Here is a 17,751-nt window from a genome sequence, read left to right on the forward strand (position 1 = left end):
CTGATCAGGAACCGACGCGGAAACGCGCGAAGGCGGTTCCCTTGACGCCGGCCTCTTCGAGGACCTGTGCGACGGACTTCTTGGCGTCCTTGGCGAACGACTGGTCGAGGAGGACCTCGCCCTTGTAGAAGCCCGTGACACGGCCTTCCACAATCTTGGTCATTGCCGCCTCGGGCTTGCCTTCAGCCTTGGCGGTTTCCCCGGCGATGCGGCGCTCGGACTCGACGAGCTCGGCCGGAACATCCTCGCGGGAGAGGTAGTTCGGTGACATCGCGGCGATGTGGACGGCGACGTCGTGGGCTGCCGTAGCGGCCCCTTCGCCTTCGCCGTCAACGGCGAACAGCACGCCGACCTGGGCCGGGAGGTCCTTGGAGGTCTTGTGCAGGTAAGCGTCGACCGTGGCGCCCTCGATGCGGGAGATGCGGCGGACCACAACCTTCTCGCCCAGGACGGCGCCCTCTTCGACGACGACCTCGGACAGCGGCTTGCCGTCGACCTCGGTGGCCAGCAGGGTCTCGAGGTCGGCAGCGCCGGACTCGACAGCAACGGCCAGGACCTTGTCGGCGAGCTGGATGAACTTATCAGCCTTCGCGACGAAGTCGGTCTCGCAGTTGACTTCGATCATCACGCCGACGCCGCCGTCGACCTTGGCCGCGACCAGGCCTTCCGCGGTGGAGCGGCCTTCGCGCTTGGTAGCGCCCTTCAGGCCCTTGATGCGGATGATTTCGATGGCCTTCTCGGCGTCGCCGTTGGCTTCGTCAAGAGCCTTCTTGACATCCATCATGCCGGCGCCGGTGCGCTCGCGCAGAGCCTTGATATCAGCGGCAGTGTAGTTCGCCATGTGAACCCCTCTGTCTAGAAATTTTATGTGGTGTACGGACCGACAGGACGGCTGCTCACCGAGTGAGCGGCCATCCTGTCAGTACCCCCTGCGCCGCGGACGGCGTGTGGGGGAGATCCGGATTTACTTGTGCTTAGTTACTTGGCTTCGTTACTTGGCTTCGCCGGCGGCGTCGTCAGCAACTTCGGTTGCCTCGGCAGCTGCCGGGGCTTCCTCTGCAGCAGCAGCGGGAGCTTCCTCGGCGGGAGCTTCGGCAGCAGCAGCGGCGTCAGCCGCAGCGGGTGCCTCTTCAGCGGCGGCGGGAGCAGCAGCCGCTTCGGCCTTGCCGCCTTCGAGGAGCTCGCGCTCCCACTCGGCCATCGGCTCTTCCGGAGCTTCCGTGGTGCCGGTGGCGCGGTTGTGGCGGGCGATGAGGCCCTCGGCAACGGCGTCGGCAACAACGCGGGTCAGCAGGTTGACGGAGCGGATGGCGTCGTCGTTGCCCGGGATCGGGAAGTCGACTTCGTCGGGATCGCAGTTGGTGTCCAGGATGGCAACAACCGGGATGTTCAGCTTCTTGGCTTCGTCGACAGCAAGGTGTTCCTTCTTGGTGTCAACGATCCACAGGGCGGAGGGCGCCTTCGTGAGGTTGCGGATACCACCGAGGTTGGTGGCCAGCTTGGTGAGTTCGCGGCGAAGGAGCAGCAGTTCCTTCTTGGTGTAAGCGGAACCGGCGACGTCGTCGAAGTCGATCTCTTCGAGTTCCTTCATGCGCTGGATGCGCTTGGAGACCGTCTGGAAGTTGGTCAGCATGCCGCCGAGCCAACGCTGGTTGACGTACGGCTGGCCAACACGGGTGGCCTGCTCGGCGATTGATTCCTGGGCCTGCTTCTTGGTGCCGACGAAGAGCACGGTGCCGCCGTGAGCAACGGTGGCCTTCACGAACTCGTAGGCGCGGTCGATGTAGGACAGCGACTGCTGCAGGTCAATGATGTAGATACCGTTGCGCTCCGTGAAGATGAACCGCTTCATCTTCGGGTTCCAACGGCGGGTCTGGTGTCCAAAGTGGACGCCGCTGTCAAGCAGCTGGCGCATAGTTACGACGGGCATGCCGGCGCTCCTTCCGGCAGGTCATTCATGAGAGAGCCCTCAGGCTGTCTTACCCTGCCAATAGTTGACGGTTGTTCAGCAACACCCAGGCGGGCGCTGCTCCTGGCATCCACCGCACTCCCTATCCGGACCAGGAGGTCCGGACCGCAGGAAGCGCAGTCCTCCACACATTGAAGAGTTGAAGCTTCGAATGAGGAGGGCTGGATACGCGTAGTCAGCCACTGCTCCCCCGCACCTCTGAATGAGACGTACCGGCTTTGACAATCTAGATTGAACCTAAATTGAACCTAGATCGAACGAGCGTGAGGGCACAGCAAACTGCTCCACCAAGTGTACTACAGGGGGCCCGCCCGCCGGACCGCTTTCGGCAGGCTCCGGGTTCCGCCATGCGGACCGGTGCGTGTTCGGCCGGGCGTGCTGCCGCGGGCGCTGCCGGTGTGCCGGCGGCGGCCGCATCCCGGACCTTTTCCACATGGCGCGTGCCGCTGCTTCCGCCCGGCAGGCGTCGGGCGGCAGGCTGGCCGGATGAAGATCCCGGCGCTCCTCGCGGTCCTGTTCCTGGCACTATCCCCCGCCGCGGCAGGCGCGGCCGGACCGGCGGGCGGAGTTGCGCCGGCAGGGGCGGCTACGGCCGCAGCGGTGGCCGGAGTTGCGCTGGCACGGACGGCAATTCCCGCCCCGGCGGGATGGAGCTGGCCGCTGGATCCCAGGCCCGATGTGCTGCGCGCCTTCCATCCGCCGGCCAAGCCGTGGCTGAGCGGCCACCGGGGCGTGGACCTGCGGGCAGCGCACGACGGCGCCCCCGTCACCTCGCCGGCGGCCGGCACCGTGAGCTTCGTCGGCGTCGTCGTCGACCGGCCCGTCATCACCATCGATCACGGCAACGGACTGAGGAGCAGTTTCGAACCCGTCCAGAGCGAACTCCTTCCCGGCGCGGCCGTCTCGAAGGGCGGCGTCCTGGGGTCGTCGCGCCCCGGACACTGCGGCCCGGTTCCCTGCATCCACTGGGGCGTGCGCCGCGGCGGGGAGTACCTCAATCCGCTGGCGTTCGTGATGGACCTGCGGCCTTCGGTGCTGCTCCCCCTCGAGCCCGGTCCGGGCTGACGGTGCACCCGTGCGGGCCGGCTCCTGCGCCTGCGGACGCCCCGCCCCCGGAGCGCGGACAGCGGCCGGTCAGACGATGGCGGAGATGCCGGTGATGGCCCGTCCGGTGACGAGGGTGTTGATCTCGTGCGTGCCCTCGTAGGAGTAGATGGCTTCCGCGTCGGCGAAGACCTTGGCCATCTCGTAGTCCGTCACGATCCCGTTGCCGCCGAGGATGCCGCGGCCCAGGGCCACGCTCTCCCGCATCCGGGCGGTGGTGAAGGCCTTGGCCAGGGCGGACTGCTCGTCCTTGGCCTGGCCGGCGTCCTCCAGCTGGGACAGGCGGACCATCATGCCCATGGAGCTGACGGCGTTGCCGAGGATCTGCACCAGCTGGTGCTGGACCAGCTGGAAGGAGGCGATGGGGCGTCCGAACTGGCTGCGCTCGACGGCGTAGCGGCGGGCGACGTCGAAAGCGGCGAGCTGCTGGCCCACGGCCTGCCAGGCGACCGCGAGCCGGGTGACCTTGAGGACCTTGTTGGTGTCCCGGAAGCTGTTGGCATGGGCGAGCTTGAAGAAGTCCGGCACCAGGACGTTGTCCAGCGTGATGTCGGCGTTCTGCACGGTGCGCAGCGAGATCTTGTTCTCGATTTTGGTGGCGCTGTACCCCTCGGTCCTGGTGTCCACGAGAAAACCCTTGACCTGGTTGTCGGCCAGGTCCCGGGCGTAGATGACCACCCAGTCGGAGAAGGTGGCGTTGCCGATCCAGCGCTTGGCGCCGTTGAGGATCCAGTTGCCGCCCTCACGGCGCGCGGTGGTCCGGGTTCCGCCCGCGACGTCGGAGCCGCCGAGGGGTTCGGTCAGGCCGAAGGCGCCGATCTTCTTCAGCGAGTAGATGTCCGGCAGCCAGGCCTCCTGCTGCTCCTGGGAGGCGAGGGCCTCGATCGAGCCCGTGAAGAGTCCGTCGTGGACACCCATGAAGGTGGCGATCGAGGTGTCCGCGCGGGTTGCTTCGGCGTGCAGGATTCCGGCGAAGAGGTTGGAATAGCCCTGCCTCCTGACCGGGCTGACCAGGTCGATCTCGGCCAGCATCGGGATGAGCTCCATCGGGAATTCCCCGCGGTTCCAGCAGTCGACGGCGATCGGCTTGACCTCGCGGGCCAGGAACTCCCGGACTTCCGCCAGACGGTCCTGCTCCTTACCGCTGAGCAGCTGCTCGAAGGCGAAGAAGTCACCATCGGCGTACGGGAGGTTGTTAATATCGATTTCAGCTTTGGACATGGGATTCCTTCACTCGTGCTCAGCGGCGACCAAAAGGACGTAGGCCTCGCGCCGGCCTGATGTTACTGATGAGTAACTTACCGCAGGGTGCTGGGCCCCGCAAGTGACGGGACGTCCGGTGAAGGGGCGGGAAGGGACGCGGAAGCAGCTGACCGGGGCGGGAAGGGGGCGGGCAGACAGAAGGAGCCGGGCCGACGTCGGACATCGGCCACGGCTCCCGTGGCTGCGGGTCCCGGATCGGGGTCAGGGGCCAGTTCTCGGCGGCGTTCTTCCCGCTCCCGGACCCACCAACCGCGGCGTCCGGGTCACGCTCCCGTGCGAGGGCTCGGAGACATGGCCGAACAGCTGGGCATGACGGCTCCGGAGCTCCTGGCGGACCTGGAGCGCATCTTCGGTGACCGCTGGTATGAGGACGACTCAAACATGGGGGCGGCCGACGCGCTCCCGCTTGCCGCCGACCTCACCGCAGCCGCGTCCCTGGGGGAAGTGTCCGCGATGTTCACGGGCAAACGATAGGGCGATGGTCAGCTACCATGAACGCTATGAGCGCGCAGCTACGCTAGCCCCAATCGGGGGCCAGCGACAATGGAAAGGCCTTCCATGATGAAGCGCGCTCTGCCACATGCACTGTTCTATATCTTCGGACACCGTGTCTGCTGTGGCCACATTCCCAACTGGACCGCTCGCGTCGGCCAGAAGTGGGACACCTATGATGTAGCGCCCTACAACCTCTACAACGTCATCTGGCGCGCTCAGAACTGGGTCTTGCAGAACTGCGACGACTAACCACCTGAGAGCGTTCTAAGCCGCGTAGGAAACTGCCCCGGCACCTAGCTATCACCCGCGTGATGGCTCTCCCGGCGGTCGATGCTTTCATTCGAGCCTTCGCGCCGTGACTCGCTCCGGCACTCCGGAGAAAAGTAGGCTGACACCATCCGACCTAAAAGCATCGGATGTATCTAAAGAACCCCCGTTTACCTTCACAGGTGAGCGGGGGTTCTTTTTTGTTTAAGGGGTCGCTACCTTCGGGCAGTCTCCCAGCCACGGTCGCTACCCATGTACAGCGTGGCGCAGTTGAACGTGCTGGTAGTCATTGCCCTCCGATACCCGTCCAAGTACTTGTAGCCAAGGGTGACATCGTAGGCAGTGCTGGTACTGGACCTACGCACGGCATTAGTACCGGTGACCTCAAAGCGCTCTCGATCGCCCTCTAGAAATCGGAGCGATTTCTTGCAGTACTCAATCGCCCCATCGGACGTTGCCATGGCGACGTTGTAGTCAGCCTCATCTTTGGCTTTTGCATTCGCGTTGCAGCTAGCGATCTGGGACCACGCCGCGAAGACCACGGCGATAGCCACAATGCGCATCCAGACGATCCCCGAACCAAACAAGTTTCCCCCAGCGCTCATGGGAGATACCGGGCGTCGTCCTGCAACTTGCGGAACTGGCACGTCTGGCTGGTTGTTAGGTTGCTGCCGTCAGCGACCTTGCTGACCCACGTGACGGGAACCTCCCACGCGATTTCCTTGTAGGGCAGGTCAACCTGCTTGACTTCCCCGGTGAAGGTCACGCTCACGATGCTGTATGGCTTTGGGGCGACGTTGGCTATCGCTCGTCCGCTGTTTGCTGCAACTGCCTTTAGCTGGGCTTCGCAGGCGGACTTCACCTTGCTCATCGTCGCAGCATCCACTGACGGGGCCGTAGCCGTTGCGGAGGGCGTGAACTGATACGGGTTCGCCTTCGGAGTGTTGGCATTGTTGACGCAACTCACGACAATAAGGACGACAAACAGCAGTACGACGGCCAGCGCGAACAAGCCGCAACCGGATTTCCTCTTTTTGGGCTGGTCTTTCTCAGCCGCTCCCCCAATATCAGTCATGGGGTCAGGCTACCGGGCGACTTCCCGACCACCCGCATCACTGTCCACTGTGAAGCCCTCCAGCCTCGCGCACGATGCCTTCTACTGTCCGTTCGGCGTAGGCGTGGAGCATTTCCCAGACTTCCCCGCCGCGACCCGCTGAACGGTCCCTGATGGCTTTGACGGTGGCAAGGGGAGTCTTCGGGTGACTCACCAAGCGATTCAGCATGAAAGTGTTTTCGGTCTGCGCACACCAGACCAGCTCCTCGGGAGTCACATCCGACCTCATGGCAAGAGCCAACCTAACCTCGTCATGGGCGTTGGCTGACTGGAGTGCTGCTCGAACCTATGGTTTCAATGACGCTCGTGACAAGATCGTTACCGCTGCTCGCCAGTCACCATCAAGTGCCCGTCGTTCGTACTCCATTATGTCAATTCTGTTCACACGTCAATAGTAATCCCGGCTCAAATATATGTTCGAAACCTGTGGATAACTACCGGTAGTGACACCGTAGTGACATGAGATTCTTTCGGCTCCCCCTGAAACAGGCTGAAACCCCCGGAATCTAGCTGTAGGGCTACTCGGACTTGAACCGAGGACCTTAGGATTATGAGTCCCGCGCTCTAACCAGCTGAGCTATAGCCCCCCGCGCCCGGAAACCGTGGCGGCCCGTGCGGGGCCGGACTGCTTCCGGGCAAAAACACTCTAACAATAGTAGTCGTCCATGACGTGCACGCGGCCGTGCCGCGCGGCGGGTGACGCGCGGCGGGTGACGCGCGGCCTTGCAAGGCGGCGCTACCACCCTGCCCGGTCAACGGCAGGGTCAGACGACGAGGTCGTCGTAGCTGGCGCCGCGGTAGATGTCCTCGAAGGTCTGCAGGGTGCGTTCGAGGCTGTGGCTCTCCACGATGCCCCGGCTTCCCTTGCCCATGGCCTCGAGTTCGCCGGCCGGAAGGGTGAGCACCCGGACCATTTTGGCGGCCAGGTCGTCGCTGTCGTTGGGGGTGAACAGGTAGCCGTTCTCGCCGTCGCGCACCAGGTGCGGCAGGGCCATGGCGTCCGCCAGCAGCACCGGCGTGGAGGCGGACATCGCCTCCAGGGTGACCAGGGACTGGAGTTCGGCCGTGCCGGGCATGCAGAACAGGTCCGCCGCGAGGTAGGCCCTGCGGAGCTCGGCGTCGCTGGCCAGGCCCAGGAACTTGATCCGGTCCTGCAGGCAGAGCCGGGCAACCCGCGCCTCGAGGGCAGGCCGGACTTCGCCGCCGCCGATAATCTCGAGGTGGATGTCCAGGTCCGCGGGGGTCTTGGAGACCGCGTCGATCAGCACGTCGACGTGTTTTTCCTCGGCGAGCCGGCCGACGAACAGCACGGTGGGGCTTGCGTGCCGCTCAACCGTCTCGCCGGGCCTGGGCTCGTAGGCCGCGGCGTCGATGCCGTTGGAGAGGGGAAGGACCTTGCGCAGGAAGGCATGCTGGTGCATGGCCTTGGCGGCCAGCGGCGTGGGGGTGGTCACGACGTCGGCCTGGCCCATGACCTTGCCCATGTCCTTCCAGGAAATGCGGCCCACGATGTCCTTGAACCACTGCGGGAAGGGCAGGAAGGGGTTCAGGTTCTCGGGCATGAAGTGGTTGGTGGCCACGACCCTGATGCCGCGTTTCACGGCCTCGTACAGGACGTGCTCGCCGATCATGTAGTGGCTCTGGATGTGGACCACGTCCGGCTGGATCCGGTCGAAGAGCAGGCTGATTTCCTTCTTGATCTCCCACGGAAAAGTGATCCGGAAGTATTCGTGCGTCGGCACTGAGTGGGAGCGGATCCGGTGCACCGTGGCTTCGTCGCGGAACTCGCTGAAGCTCGGGCCCTTGCCCGGACGGCAGGCCAGGACGTGCACGTCGTGTCCGCGGGCGGTCATTCCCCCGGCCAGCCGGTAGCCGAACATGGCGGCGCCGTTGAGGTGGGGCGGGTACGTGTCCGCGGCAATCAGGATGGTCAGCGGTTTCTGGTTGTCAGGCATGGTCACGTGGGAAGCTCCTGGTAGTCACGATGCGGGCAGCTGGGTCTGTGGTCGCCTGCCGGCCGTCGGCGCAAGGCGCCGGGCCTGCTGCTGTACTGCTGAAGTCCGAACTGATGCCCTAGGTCAACCGGCCCGCGGCCTTCCGGGCGTCCTTCTTTCGCTTGATGACCTCGGGGTGGTGTCTGGAAAGGGCTATCACTCCCACGATAGCAAGGGTTGCGGCCGTCCCCATCGCAACCGCCGTCACGGCGTGGACGTCGGGACGCAGTTCGCCGAGGATCGTGATGCCGATCGCGATGCCCACGATCGGGTCAATCACGGTCAGCCCGGCAATCACCAGGTCCGGAGGGCCGCCGGAGTAGGCGCTCTGGACGAACCACGATCCGAGTCCGCCCGCGGCCACGATGGCGACCACCGAATACCACTGCACGTTCAGCAGGCCCAGCCCGTTCGGATCCAGCAGGTGCTTGCCGATAATGCGGGTCAGGACGGCCACGAAGCCGAACAGGACACCCGCGCCGAGGATGTAGATGAAGGCACTCACGCGGTGCTTGAAGAGCACGGCGAGCGTGCCGAAGAGGCCGACGGCAAGGGCCAGCAGGAGCACAACGGTCAGCTCGTCCGAGTAGCTGACGTGATGGTTTTCCTGCGTCGCGGTGATGGCCAGCACCACGAACAGCGCCGATCCGGTGACGCAGGCGGAGATGGCCACGACCGTGGCCCGGTTGATGCTCAGCCCCTGGTCCTTGGCGTTGACGATTGTGGTGATGACGAGCGCGATCGCCCCGATCGGCTGGACCACGGTGAGCGGCGCCGTGACCAGCGCGACGGCGTTCATCGCCATCCCGGCCGCCAGCAGCAGCAGCCCCAGGACCCAGCGGGGGTTGCGGACCAGCCGCAGCAGGCCGTGGCTGCTGAGCGCCAGCCCGCCGGTGTCGGCCTTGACCGCGCTGCCCTGGCGCTGGGCTCCGATGGCCAGGAAAAAGGCGCCAAGGACCGCCAGCAGTACCGCAAGCCAGACCATCAGCCGAGGCCGCCGTCGTCGTCGTCTTTATGATTTTTGAGCTTTTTGCCTTTGCGGATGATGGCCCGGAAATAGTTGTAGCCCGCGATCCAGTGCCCCACGAGGCCCAGGCCCAGGAAGGTCCAGGCGACCACGAGGTAGGCCTCCGTCCCCGGGACAGGCAGCTTGGAGAGCACCAGCAGCGGCGTTCCGACCAGCAGCAGCCCCGTCCGGATCTTGCCGATGCGGCTCACCGGCAGGTCGGGGTGGCCGCGGAAGTAGTACAGCGAGAGTGCGAGCAGGATGGCGTCCGGTACCAGCAGTGCGGCCAGGTACCACCACGCGACGACGCCGGCGATCACGAGGGTCACGGCGACGGCGATCAGCGAGAGCCGGTCCGCGATCGGATCCATGACCCGGCCGAGGTTGGACATCTGGTTGAACCGGCGGGCGATGTAGCCGTCCACCCAGTCGGTGCCCGCCATGATGACCAGGACCAGGGCGCCGTAGCCGTATTCCTTCGGCCCCAGGACCAGCCAGATGAAGAGCGGGACACCGAGGAAGCGGACCACTGTCAGGATGTTGGGGAGCGTGAAGACCGTGTCGTGGTGCACCAGTGGCTGGTCCGGTCTGGCACCAGCGCCGATGAACTTCATCCGTCCCCCCTTTCCATGGCCGGCAACGATTGAGCGCGGGAGTTCACAACGATTGTGCGCGGCAGCTCAGCGGGTGCCTAGCCCTTGACCAGCCTGCGCAGCAGGTACACCAGCGCGGCTGTCGAGGCGGTGAGCGCGGCGAGCGGCTTCCAGCGCCGGCTGAGCTTTTCGGCCATTCCTGCGGGGTTGGCGGTGCTTGCCGTCCCGGCGGTACTTGCCGTCCCGGCGGAGCTGCGGGCTTTGCTGGCGGCGGTGCTGCGGAAGCCGGCGACCTTGCCGCTGAGCTGTTCCTTGCCGTCCTGCAGGCGTACCTGGGCTGCGGCCAGCAGGGCCTGGGCCTGGGGCTTGACGTCGAGCTCCGCATCGAGCTCATCCCGCACCCCGGTGAGGTGGGTGCGGCGCTGATCCAGGCGGCGCCGGAGTTCGGCTTCGCTCGGCGGCGGGCCGAACTCCGGCCGGGCAGCGGCTTTGGCTGCCTTGTCGGCTTTCGCCTTGGCGGCGGCCTCGGCTTTAGCGGCCTTGTCGGCCTTGTACTGCGCGGAATCGGGGTCCAGGACGGCGGCGTCGAAAGCGGAACCTTTCTTGGCGATGCCAAGGTCGTACTTGAGGCCGCGGAGCGTCTCCTCGGGGACCAGCGGCATGACCTTCTTGAACTTCCGGTAGCCCACGAGGGCGACGATCAGGGCAATGACGAGGAACACGCCGCAGACCAGGAGGGCCGCGAGCCACGCCGGCATGATCGTGGCCAGACCCATGATGGCGGCAACGATGAGACCGGTCACGAGGAAGGCGATGAACACCAGGGCGACGGCGAAGAAGGCGGCGGCAACACCGAGCTGGATGCCCTTGCGCTTGATTTCGATCTTGGCGAGGGCAATCTCGTCATTGAGTTGCCGTGGCGCCAGCCTGAAGATCAGTTTCAGGGTCCTGGGCAGCGCGGAAATGCGCGGCCTGCCGTTTGTCCCGCCGCTGTGACGCCCGCTCATCGGTCCCGCCTAACTGGTTCCATCTGTCATTCCGTGTCCACGGATTGGCCGGGTCTGTGCTGTTTCGCACGCACCTCGGTGTCAAAAGTACCATTCAGGGTCCGGGCCGGGCTTTGGCGGCGGGGTGTGGCGCGGCCCGGCACCGGCCCGGTGCCGGCCCGGTGGAGGAGCGGCCTGGCCCTAGGATTGCCTCTGTGATCACACCCGCGAATCCCGGCGATTCCCTGAGCCGCCGCCGCAAGCTCCTGTACATTCTGATGCTCGGCGCCCTGACCGCGCTCGGACCCTTCACCGTGGACCTCTACCTGCCGGCGTTTCCGGCCCTGGAAGCAAGCCTCGGCGTCTCCCCGGCGGCCGTGCAGCTCACGCTGACCGGAACCACTCTCGGCTTCGCACTCGGGCAGCTCGTGGTGGGCCCGCTGAGTGACAAGTTCGGCCGGCGGACACCGCTGATCCTGGCGACGGCGGTGCATATCGCAGCTTCCCTGGGCGCTGCCCTGTCCACGGATATCGCCACGCTGGGCCTGTTCCGGGTCCTGATGGGCATCGGCGCCGCGGGCGGCGGCGTCGTGGCGATGGCCATGGTCCGGGACCTGTTCAGCGGCTACGCCATGGTGCGGATGTTTTCCAGGATGGCCCTGGTTAATGGCCTGGCCCCGATCGTGGCGCCGGTGATCGGGTCCCAGCTGCTCCTGTGGATGGCCTGGCCCGGCATTTTCGTCTTCCTGGCAGGCTACGGATCGTGCGTCATTATCGCGGCAGTCTTTGTCGTGCGGGAGACCCTCCCGCGGGAACTGCGCGGGAAGACCGGGATGACCGCGCGGCAGCGGTACCAGATGCTGTTTGCCGACAGGATCTTCGTTGGCCTGTTGCTGCTGGGCGGAATGAACTTCGCCGGACTCTTCACCTATCTCTCGGCGTCGCCCTTCCTGTTCCAGGGCGTCTACGGCTTCACCCCGCAGCAGTACGGCCTGCTCTTCGGCGTCAACTCGCTCGGCATCGTCGCCGGCGTCCAGATAAGTTCCAGGCTCATCCGGCGCGTCCCGCCCCAGTGGATCCTGGCCTGCTCCACGGCCTGGATGTTCGTGATGGCCGTGCTGATTGTCATCTTCGACCGGCTGGGCTTCGGGCTGTGGGGGGTGTTGGTGCCGCTCTGGTTCTACATCATGGGCGCCGGCTTCACGTTCCCGACCGTCCAGGTGCTGGCCCTGGCCAAGCACGGCGCCCAGGCCGGGACCGCGGCCTCCCTGCTCGGCGCGGCGACGTTCCTGATGGCGGGGCTCATCTCGCCCGTGGTCGGCTGGCTCGGCATCGGATCCGCCACGCCTATGGGCGCCGTCCAGGCCGCCTGCATCCTGGTCGCCGCCGCAGCCCTGTGGCTCATCGTCCGGCCCCGCACCGTCCCCTCGATCCAGTAGCCGCGCCTCGCCGGCACCCGGCTGCTTCCGGCGGGGCTCCCCGGACCTTGCCGCACCTCCCCGTGCCGGGGGACATGTCCAGTCCTCGCGCCGAGGACCGGGCATAACGGGAATATGTCCTCGCGCCAACCCCGGCGCGGGACATGTCCGCTCCGGCATGGGACATGTCCAGATCCGGGGCACCGTCCGGTGGCCCGGCTGCCCTGTTCCCGATCCACGGCTGGCGATAAAGTTGCTGTATGTCCGCCTGGCGGGACCCTCCACCCCTACCGGCCGCGTGGCAGCGTTACGACTCCGCGATCCTGCCTCTGTGGTGGGAGCGGTTGTGCAGCCAGACCAGCCCGCAGTCGGCGGCCTTATATGCGGGAGGCCTGTTCACGGAGGACCGGCGCCGTCCGATCGCCCAGTGGCACAACCGGGCGCACGACTCGGCCCTGCTGGTCGCGCCCGAGACCTCTCCGGAATGGCCCGTGCAGCGGTTCGGCATTTTCTATGCCCCGCCCGGCGGTGGCTTCACCCGGGTGCATTCGGCTCCGCACGAGTGGCATCCGCGTGAGCCCCGGCAGTCCCCCACTGAGAATGAAGCGTTCCTGGCCGCCGTGGCCGAAGCCGAGCGCTTCCTCCACGTCGAGATGGACTTCGTCTGAGGCCTCCTGAGTCTGAGGTCCCCTGAGCCTGAGGAATCCGCACGCAAGCTTCCGCGCACCAACACGCAAGAGCGCATAAAAAAGGTCCCGCAGCCGGTGAACAACCGGCTGCGGGACCTGTCCGCTCCTCCTGCTGGACTTGAACCAGCAACCCTTCGATTAACAGTCGAATGCTCTGCCAATTGAGCTAAGGAGGAATGAAGCAGGTATGACATTAGCAAACGTTTCGCCGCATAGGAAATCGGCGGCCCCCCGTTCAGGGGGAGTTCAGGCGGAACACCACAAATACCCCCAGAGGGTATGAAAAAAGTCCCCGTCCCGGTGACCCGGAACGGGGACTGCGCGCTCCTCCTGCTGGACTTGAACCAGCAACCCTTCGATTAACAGTCGAATGCTCTGCCAATTGAGCTAAGGAGGAATGAAGCGGCTATAAGCCTAGCAAACACCCGCCCGGGAAGCGAAATTGACCACCCGGAACCGGATCCTCAGGCATCCGAACGCAGCGCCCGGCGCTCCATCTCCAGCTGCATCAGCTCCCGGTTCAGCCGCTGGAACTCCTCCGGATCGGCCGAGGCATCCAGCCGCTGCAGCTGGCCCATCTTGTCCGCCTTGACCCTGGTGATCTGCAGCTCGAACAGCCGCGCCAGGATGTCCCGGCAGTACCGCAGCACGCCCTCGGCGGTGTTGGCCGGCAGGGGCACGACGGCGAGTTCGGACACGAGCGGCCGCAGCGGCTCGGGGACCTCCTGCAGGACCTGCTCGACCCAGCCCACCGGATTCCCGGCGAAGCCGAGGCCGGTGGCCCGGATGGCCTCGTGGATGGCGAGGTAGGCCGGCGTCGAGAAGCGCGCCCCGGAGAAGCGCTCCCATGTCTCGCCTTCCAGCAGCGACGGCTCCTGGAGGGCAACCTCGAGCGACTGGCGCTCCATCGCCGCTACCGGGTCCCGCGGATCGGGCCGGTTGAAGGACGGCAGGGCGGGCGACGGCGGCAAGGGCGCCACTCCCGGTGCGGATCCCCCGTGGCCCTGCCCGGCGGCTCCCGGCCGGACAGCGCGCTTCGCGGCCGCGCCGACGGCCCGGCTGACCTCCTCGACGGGCATTCCCAGCCACCCGGCCAGCTCGCGGGCGTAGCCCGGACGGATGCCCGCATCGCGGATCTGCGCCACGACGGGCGCGGATTCCCGCAGGGCTGCAATCCGGCCCTCGACGGTGTCCAGGTTGTGGCGCTTCAGGGCGGCGCGGATCGCAAATTCAAACAGCGGGCGGCGGGTGCTGATCAGGTCCCGGACGGCGGAATCGCCCTTGGCCTGGCGGAGGTCGCAGGGGTCGGCGCCGTTGGGTTCGACGGCGACGTAGGTCTGCGCCACGAAGCGCTGGTCCTCCTCGAAGGCGCGCAGCGCCGCCTTCTGGCCGGCGGCGTCGCCGTCGAACGTGAAGATGACCTCTCCGCCGCTACCGTCGTCGGACAGCAGCCGGCGGGCGATCTTGATGTGCTCGGTGCCGAATGCGGTGCCGCAGGTCGCGACCGCCGTCGTGATACCGGCCAGGTGGCAGGCCATGACGTCGGTATAGCCCTCCACCACCACGAGCTGGCGTTCCCTGGCGATGTTCCGCTTGGCGAGGTCGATGCCGTACAGGACCTGGGACTTTTTGTAGAGCGCGGTCTCCGGGGTGTTCAGGTACTTGGGGCCCTGGTCGTCCTCGTAGAGCTTGCGGGCGCCGAAGCCGATCGTGTCCCCGGCGATGTCCCGGATGGGCCAGACCAGCCGGCCCCGGAAGCGGTCGTAAATCCCCCGGCCGCCTTCGGAAAACATCCCCGTCAGCTTCAGTTCGGGGTCCGTGTAGCCGCGGCCGCGGAGGTGCTTGAGCAGCGAATCCCAGCCCTGCGGGGCGTAGCCGACGCCGAACTGTTCAGAGGCGGTGCGGTCGAAGCCGCGGCCGTGCAGGAAGTTGCGGCCCTCCGCGGCCGCCGGGGTCAGCAGCTGGGCGCGGAAGAATTCGTCGGCCACCTTGTGGGCGTCCAGCAGCCGCTGGCGACGGCCGATCTCGTCCCGGTTGGGGCCGGAGCCGCCGTCCTCGTAACGGAGCTCGAAGCCGATCCTGGACGCCAGTTTTTCCACCGCCTCCTGGAACGAGGTGTGGTCCAGTTTCTGCACGAAGGAGATGACGTCGCCGTCCTCGCCGCAGCCGAAGCAGTGGTACCTGCCCGCCTGCGGGCGGACCGTGAAGGACGGCGAGCGCTCGTCGTGGAAGGGACACAGGCCCTTGAAGGATCCCAGCCCCGCACCCTTGAGGGTCACGTAGCCGTCGACGACTTCCTTGATGTCCGTACGCTGGCGTACTTCGTCGATATCTTCGCGTTTGATCAGGCCGGCCACAGTGCCATCCTAGTCACCAGAGCGACGGCAGGCTGCCGACAAGCCGTTCATACAGGGCCAGCGCGGAGCCGTCGGTGAGCGACGCGACCTGGTCGATCACGACGCGCAGCCGCGCGCCGTCGTCCCCGGCGTCCCGCCAGTCCGCGGCGAACATCGGCTCCAGGTGGCGGTCCCCGGTGGCGTTCAGGGCGGTGACCAGTGCATGCAGGACCTCGCGCTGGCGTTCGTAGATGGGCTGCCGGTGTTCGGTGGTCATCACGAAGGTGGTGGCCAGGCCCTTCATCACGGCGATTTCCATCACCGTCTCCTCCGGGACGATCAGCTCCGCGTGGTAGCGCGTGAGGTTCTCCGGTCCGTAGACGGCGCGGGTGGCCTCCAGGGCGCTCTGGCAGAACCGTCCGATGAGCTGGCTGGTCATGTCCTTCAGCGCGGCCATGGACTTGCGGCTGCCGTCCGCCTCGCGCACCCACACCCTGGTGGCCTCCAGCCGGGCCAGGGCGGCGTCGATCGCGGCGGGATCCTGCTGCGGCAGGTACCACTGCTTGGCGTAGCCCACGACCCGGGCGCGGTGGTCCGGGTTGTCCATCCAGCGCAGCTGGAAGTGGCCGGCGACGATGGCGTCCTCGACGTCGTGCACGGAATAGGAGATGTCGTCCGCGAGGTCCATGACCTGCGCTTCGAGGCAGGACCGGCGTTCCGGGGCGCCCTCCCGGATCCAGCCGAAGATCGGCAGATCGTCCTCGTAGGCGCCGAACTTGCTGGTCCGCCGGCCGTTGATGACGGGGGCGTCCTGGGCCGTCCACGGGTACTTCGCGGCGGCGTCGAGGCTAGCGCGGGTCAGGTTCAGCCCGGCCGGGCGCCCGTCCGGGGCCAGGACCTTGGGTTCGAGCCGGGTGAGCAGGCGCAGGGTCTGGGCGTTGCCTTCGAAGCCGCCGATCGCGTGCGCGACCTCGTTCAGGGCCGACTCGCCGTTGTGCCCGAAGGGCGGATGGCCGAGGTCATGGCTGAGGCAGGCGGTGTCCACGACGTCGGGGTCGCAGCCCAGGGCGTGGCCGAGTTCCCGGCCCACCTGCGCCACTTCGAGGCTGTGGGTGAGCCGGGTGCGGACGAAGTCGTCGGTGTCCGGCGCCACCACCTGGGTCTTGGCTCCGAGCCGGCGCAGGGCCGAGGAGTGCAGGACGCGGGCACGGTCGCGCTCGAAGTCCGAGCGGTAGGTGGACTTGGGCGGCTCCTCCACCCAGCGGGCGGAATCGCGGGCCACGTAGCCGTCCAGCACCGGGGCGGTGGTCCTGGTCTCAGCCACCGGAGACGTCCAGCTCGGCGTGGCAGATCTCGCGTGACTGCTCGGCGTCCATCGTGCGGTCCAGCAGCCAGTCCTTGGGCAGCGCGGGCTTCTTGGGCGAGCCCGCCCGGCCCCGGGGGCCCTCGGCGTCGGCTCCGGGATACGGCGAATCCAGGTCCAGCTGGTCCAGCGTCCCGCGCAGCACCTCAAGGCTCGTCACGAGCGCCAGCCTGGTCCGCAGTTCGCTGCCCACGACGTAGCCCTTGAAGTACCAGGCGATGTGCTTGCGGATCTCGCGCAGGGCCTTGCCCTCGTCGCCGAAGGTTTCGACCATGAGTTCGGCGTGCCGGTAGACGCTCTCGGCCACCTGGCGGAGGTCCGGCTTGTGCCGGACGTCGCTGCCTTCGAACGCCGCCATGAGGTCCCCGAACAGCCACGGCCGGCCCTGGCAGCCGCGCCCCACCACGACGCCGTCCACCCCGGTTTCGCGGACCATCCGGACCGCGTCCTCCGCGGACCAGATGTCGCCGTTGCCGAGCACCGGGATGTCCGGCAGGGCTTCGCGCAGCCGGGCGATGGCGGACCAGTCGGCCTGGCCGGAATAGAACTGGGCGGCGGTGCGGCCGTGGAGCGCGACGGCGGCGACGCCGGCATCGCGGGCGATCCGGCCGGCGTCGAGGTACGTCAGGTGGTCCTCGTCGATGCCCTTGCGCATCTTGATGGTCAGCGGGATGTTGCCCTGGGAGGCTTCCTTGACCGCGGTCCGGACGATCGAGGTGAAGAGGTCGGTCTTCCAGGGCAGGGCCGAGCCGCCGCCGCGCCGGGTCACCTTGGGAACGGGGCAGCCGAAGTTGAGGTCGATGTGGTCCGCACGGTCCTCCTCGACGAGCATCCGCACGGCCGCACCGACGGTCACCGGGTCCACGCCGTAGAGCTGGACGGAGCGGACCTTTTCGTCGTCGTCGTGCGCGATGATCCGCAGCGATTCCGGCGTGCGTTCCACCAGCGCGCGCGAGGTCACCATCTCCGCGACGTACAGGCCGCCGCCGTATTCGCGGCAGAGCCTGCGGAAGGCGGAGTTGGTGATGCCCGCCATGGGAGCCAGGATCACGGGGGTGTCCACCGTGAGGGGGCCCAGCTTCAGGGGCGGGAGTTCCAGCTTGGGGGCGGGAGGCGTTGCTACAACAGTCACCCGACCATTGTCTCAAAGCCGG

17 protein-coding genes and 3 tRNA genes are annotated in these 17,751 nt (G+C 66.7%); 5 read left to right on the forward strand and 15 right to left on the reverse strand.

What is annotated here, in order from left to right; all coding sequences use genetic code 11:
• Positions 1-4 precede the first annotated feature (4 nt).
• Positions 5-841 (reverse strand): translation elongation factor Ts, encoded by an 837-nt coding sequence (gene tsf / locus ACQCSZ_RS12795; RefSeq protein WP_211877973.1) that lies wholly within the window; start codon positions 839-841, stop codon positions 5-7.
• A gap of 150 nt (positions 842-991) precedes the next feature.
• Positions 992-1,930: a 30S ribosomal protein S2 gene (gene rpsB, locus ACQCSZ_RS12800; protein ID WP_427004158.1), complete on the reverse strand. Its 939-nt coding sequence runs from the start codon at positions 1,928-1,930 to the stop codon at positions 992-994.
• Positions 1,931-2,455: 525 nt separating this feature from the next.
• On the opposite strand from rpsB, the gene ACQCSZ_RS12805 reads away from it, so the two are divergent.
• Entirely contained in the window at positions 2,456-3,034 is a 579-nt protein-coding gene (locus tag ACQCSZ_RS12805) for a M23 family metallopeptidase (protein ID WP_427004159.1), read from the forward strand.
• 69 nt (positions 3,035-3,103) lie between these two features.
• On the opposite strand, the gene ACQCSZ_RS12810 is transcribed toward ACQCSZ_RS12805, so the two are convergent.
• The gene (locus ACQCSZ_RS12810) at positions 3,104-4,294 is read right to left on the reverse strand and encodes an acyl-CoA dehydrogenase family protein (protein ID WP_427004160.1); all 1,191 of its coding nucleotides are present in this window, start codon (positions 4,292-4,294) and stop codon (positions 3,104-3,106) included.
• A 333-nt stretch (positions 4,295-4,627) separates the two neighbouring features.
• Here ACQCSZ_RS12810 and ACQCSZ_RS12815 point away from each other — a divergent pair, with 333 nt between their 5' ends.
• Complete coding sequence (locus tag ACQCSZ_RS12815; protein WP_427004161.1) at positions 4,628-4,810, forward strand: hypothetical protein; 183 nt, start codon at positions 4,628-4,630, stop codon at positions 4,808-4,810.
• An 84-nt stretch (positions 4,811-4,894) separates the two neighbouring features.
• Positions 4,895-5,080 (forward strand): hypothetical protein, encoded by a 186-nt coding sequence (locus tag ACQCSZ_RS12820; RefSeq protein ID WP_427004162.1) that lies wholly within the window; start codon positions 4,895-4,897, stop codon positions 5,078-5,080.
• Between the two features lie 233 nt (positions 5,081-5,313).
• On the opposite strand, the gene ACQCSZ_RS12825 is transcribed toward ACQCSZ_RS12820, so the two are convergent.
• The 7 genes from ACQCSZ_RS12825 to ACQCSZ_RS12855 all read right to left on the reverse strand — a co-directional run bounded on the left by ACQCSZ_RS12825 (position 5,314) and on the right by ACQCSZ_RS12855 (position 10,812).
• Positions 5,314-5,652 carry a hypothetical protein gene (locus ACQCSZ_RS12825; RefSeq protein ID WP_427004163.1) on the reverse strand — a complete coding sequence of 113 codons (339 nt, stop codon included), beginning with the start codon at positions 5,650-5,652 and terminating at the stop codon, positions 5,314-5,316.
• A gap of 47 nt (positions 5,653-5,699) precedes the next feature.
• Positions 5,700-6,173 carry a hypothetical protein gene (locus ACQCSZ_RS12830; RefSeq protein WP_427004164.1) on the reverse strand — a complete coding sequence of 158 codons (474 nt, stop codon included), beginning with the start codon at positions 6,171-6,173 and terminating at the stop codon, positions 5,700-5,702.
• Between the two features lie 552 nt (positions 6,174-6,725).
• A tRNA-Ile gene (locus ACQCSZ_RS12835) sits at positions 6,726-6,799 on the reverse strand.
• 177 nt (positions 6,800-6,976) lie between these two features.
• The gene (locus ACQCSZ_RS12840) at positions 6,977-8,173 is read right to left on the reverse strand and encodes a glycosyltransferase (RefSeq protein ID WP_427004165.1); all 1,197 of its coding nucleotides are present in this window, start codon (positions 8,171-8,173) and stop codon (positions 6,977-6,979) included.
• Between the two features lie 112 nt (positions 8,174-8,285).
• Positions 8,286-9,191, reverse strand: a complete 906-nt coding sequence (locus ACQCSZ_RS12845; protein WP_427004166.1) for a DMT family transporter — start codon at positions 9,189-9,191, stop codon at positions 8,286-8,288.
• Positions 9,191-9,826 carry a CDP-alcohol phosphatidyltransferase family protein gene (locus ACQCSZ_RS12850; protein WP_427004167.1) on the reverse strand — a complete coding sequence of 212 codons (636 nt, stop codon included), beginning with the start codon at positions 9,824-9,826 and terminating at the stop codon, positions 9,191-9,193. The genes ACQCSZ_RS12845 and ACQCSZ_RS12850 overlap by 1 nt, the downstream gene beginning before the upstream one ends.
• A gap of 77 nt (positions 9,827-9,903) precedes the next feature.
• On the reverse strand, positions 9,904-10,812 hold the full coding sequence (locus tag ACQCSZ_RS12855; protein ID WP_427004168.1) for a phage holin family protein: 909 nt from the start codon (positions 10,810-10,812) through the stop codon (positions 9,904-9,906).
• Between the two features lie 194 nt (positions 10,813-11,006).
• Between ACQCSZ_RS12855 and ACQCSZ_RS12860 the strand changes: the two genes are divergently transcribed.
• Together ACQCSZ_RS12860 and ACQCSZ_RS12865 are read left to right on the forward strand one after the other, a co-directional pair.
• Complete coding sequence (locus ACQCSZ_RS12860; RefSeq protein WP_427004169.1) at positions 11,007-12,230, forward strand: multidrug effflux MFS transporter; 1,224 nt, start codon at positions 11,007-11,009, stop codon at positions 12,228-12,230.
• A gap of 239 nt (positions 12,231-12,469) precedes the next feature.
• Positions 12,470-12,877, forward strand: coding sequence for a hypothetical protein (locus tag ACQCSZ_RS12865; RefSeq protein ID WP_211877982.1), 408 nt, complete (start codon positions 12,470-12,472; stop codon positions 12,875-12,877).
• 124 nt (positions 12,878-13,001) lie between these two features.
• Here the strand turns inward: ACQCSZ_RS12865 and ACQCSZ_RS12870 are convergent.
• The 5 genes from ACQCSZ_RS12870 to dusB all read right to left on the reverse strand — a co-directional run bounded on the left by ACQCSZ_RS12870 (position 13,002) and on the right by dusB (position 17,729).
• Positions 13,002-13,074: transfer RNA gene (locus ACQCSZ_RS12870), tRNA-Asn, on the reverse strand.
• 148 nt (positions 13,075-13,222) lie between these two features.
• A tRNA-Asn gene (locus tag ACQCSZ_RS12875) sits at positions 13,223-13,295 on the reverse strand.
• Between the two features lie 67 nt (positions 13,296-13,362).
• Positions 13,363-15,255 (reverse strand): DNA primase, encoded by a 1,893-nt coding sequence (gene dnaG, locus ACQCSZ_RS12880; protein WP_427004170.1) that lies wholly within the window; start codon positions 15,253-15,255, stop codon positions 13,363-13,365.
• 13 nt (positions 15,256-15,268) lie between these two features.
• Positions 15,269-16,558, reverse strand: a complete 1,290-nt coding sequence (locus ACQCSZ_RS12885) for a deoxyguanosinetriphosphate triphosphohydrolase (protein WP_427004171.1) — start codon at positions 16,556-16,558, stop codon at positions 15,269-15,271.
• Positions 16,551-17,729, reverse strand: a complete 1,179-nt coding sequence (gene dusB, locus ACQCSZ_RS12890; protein ID WP_427004172.1) for a tRNA dihydrouridine synthase DusB — start codon at positions 17,727-17,729, stop codon at positions 16,551-16,553. The genes ACQCSZ_RS12885 and dusB overlap by 8 nt, the downstream gene beginning before the upstream one ends.
• Positions 17,730-17,751: the final 22 nt, after the last annotated feature.

The organism is Pseudarthrobacter sp. H2, assembly GCF_050157045.1.
Classification (GTDB): domain Bacteria; phylum Actinomycetota; class Actinomycetes; order Actinomycetales; family Micrococcaceae; genus Arthrobacter.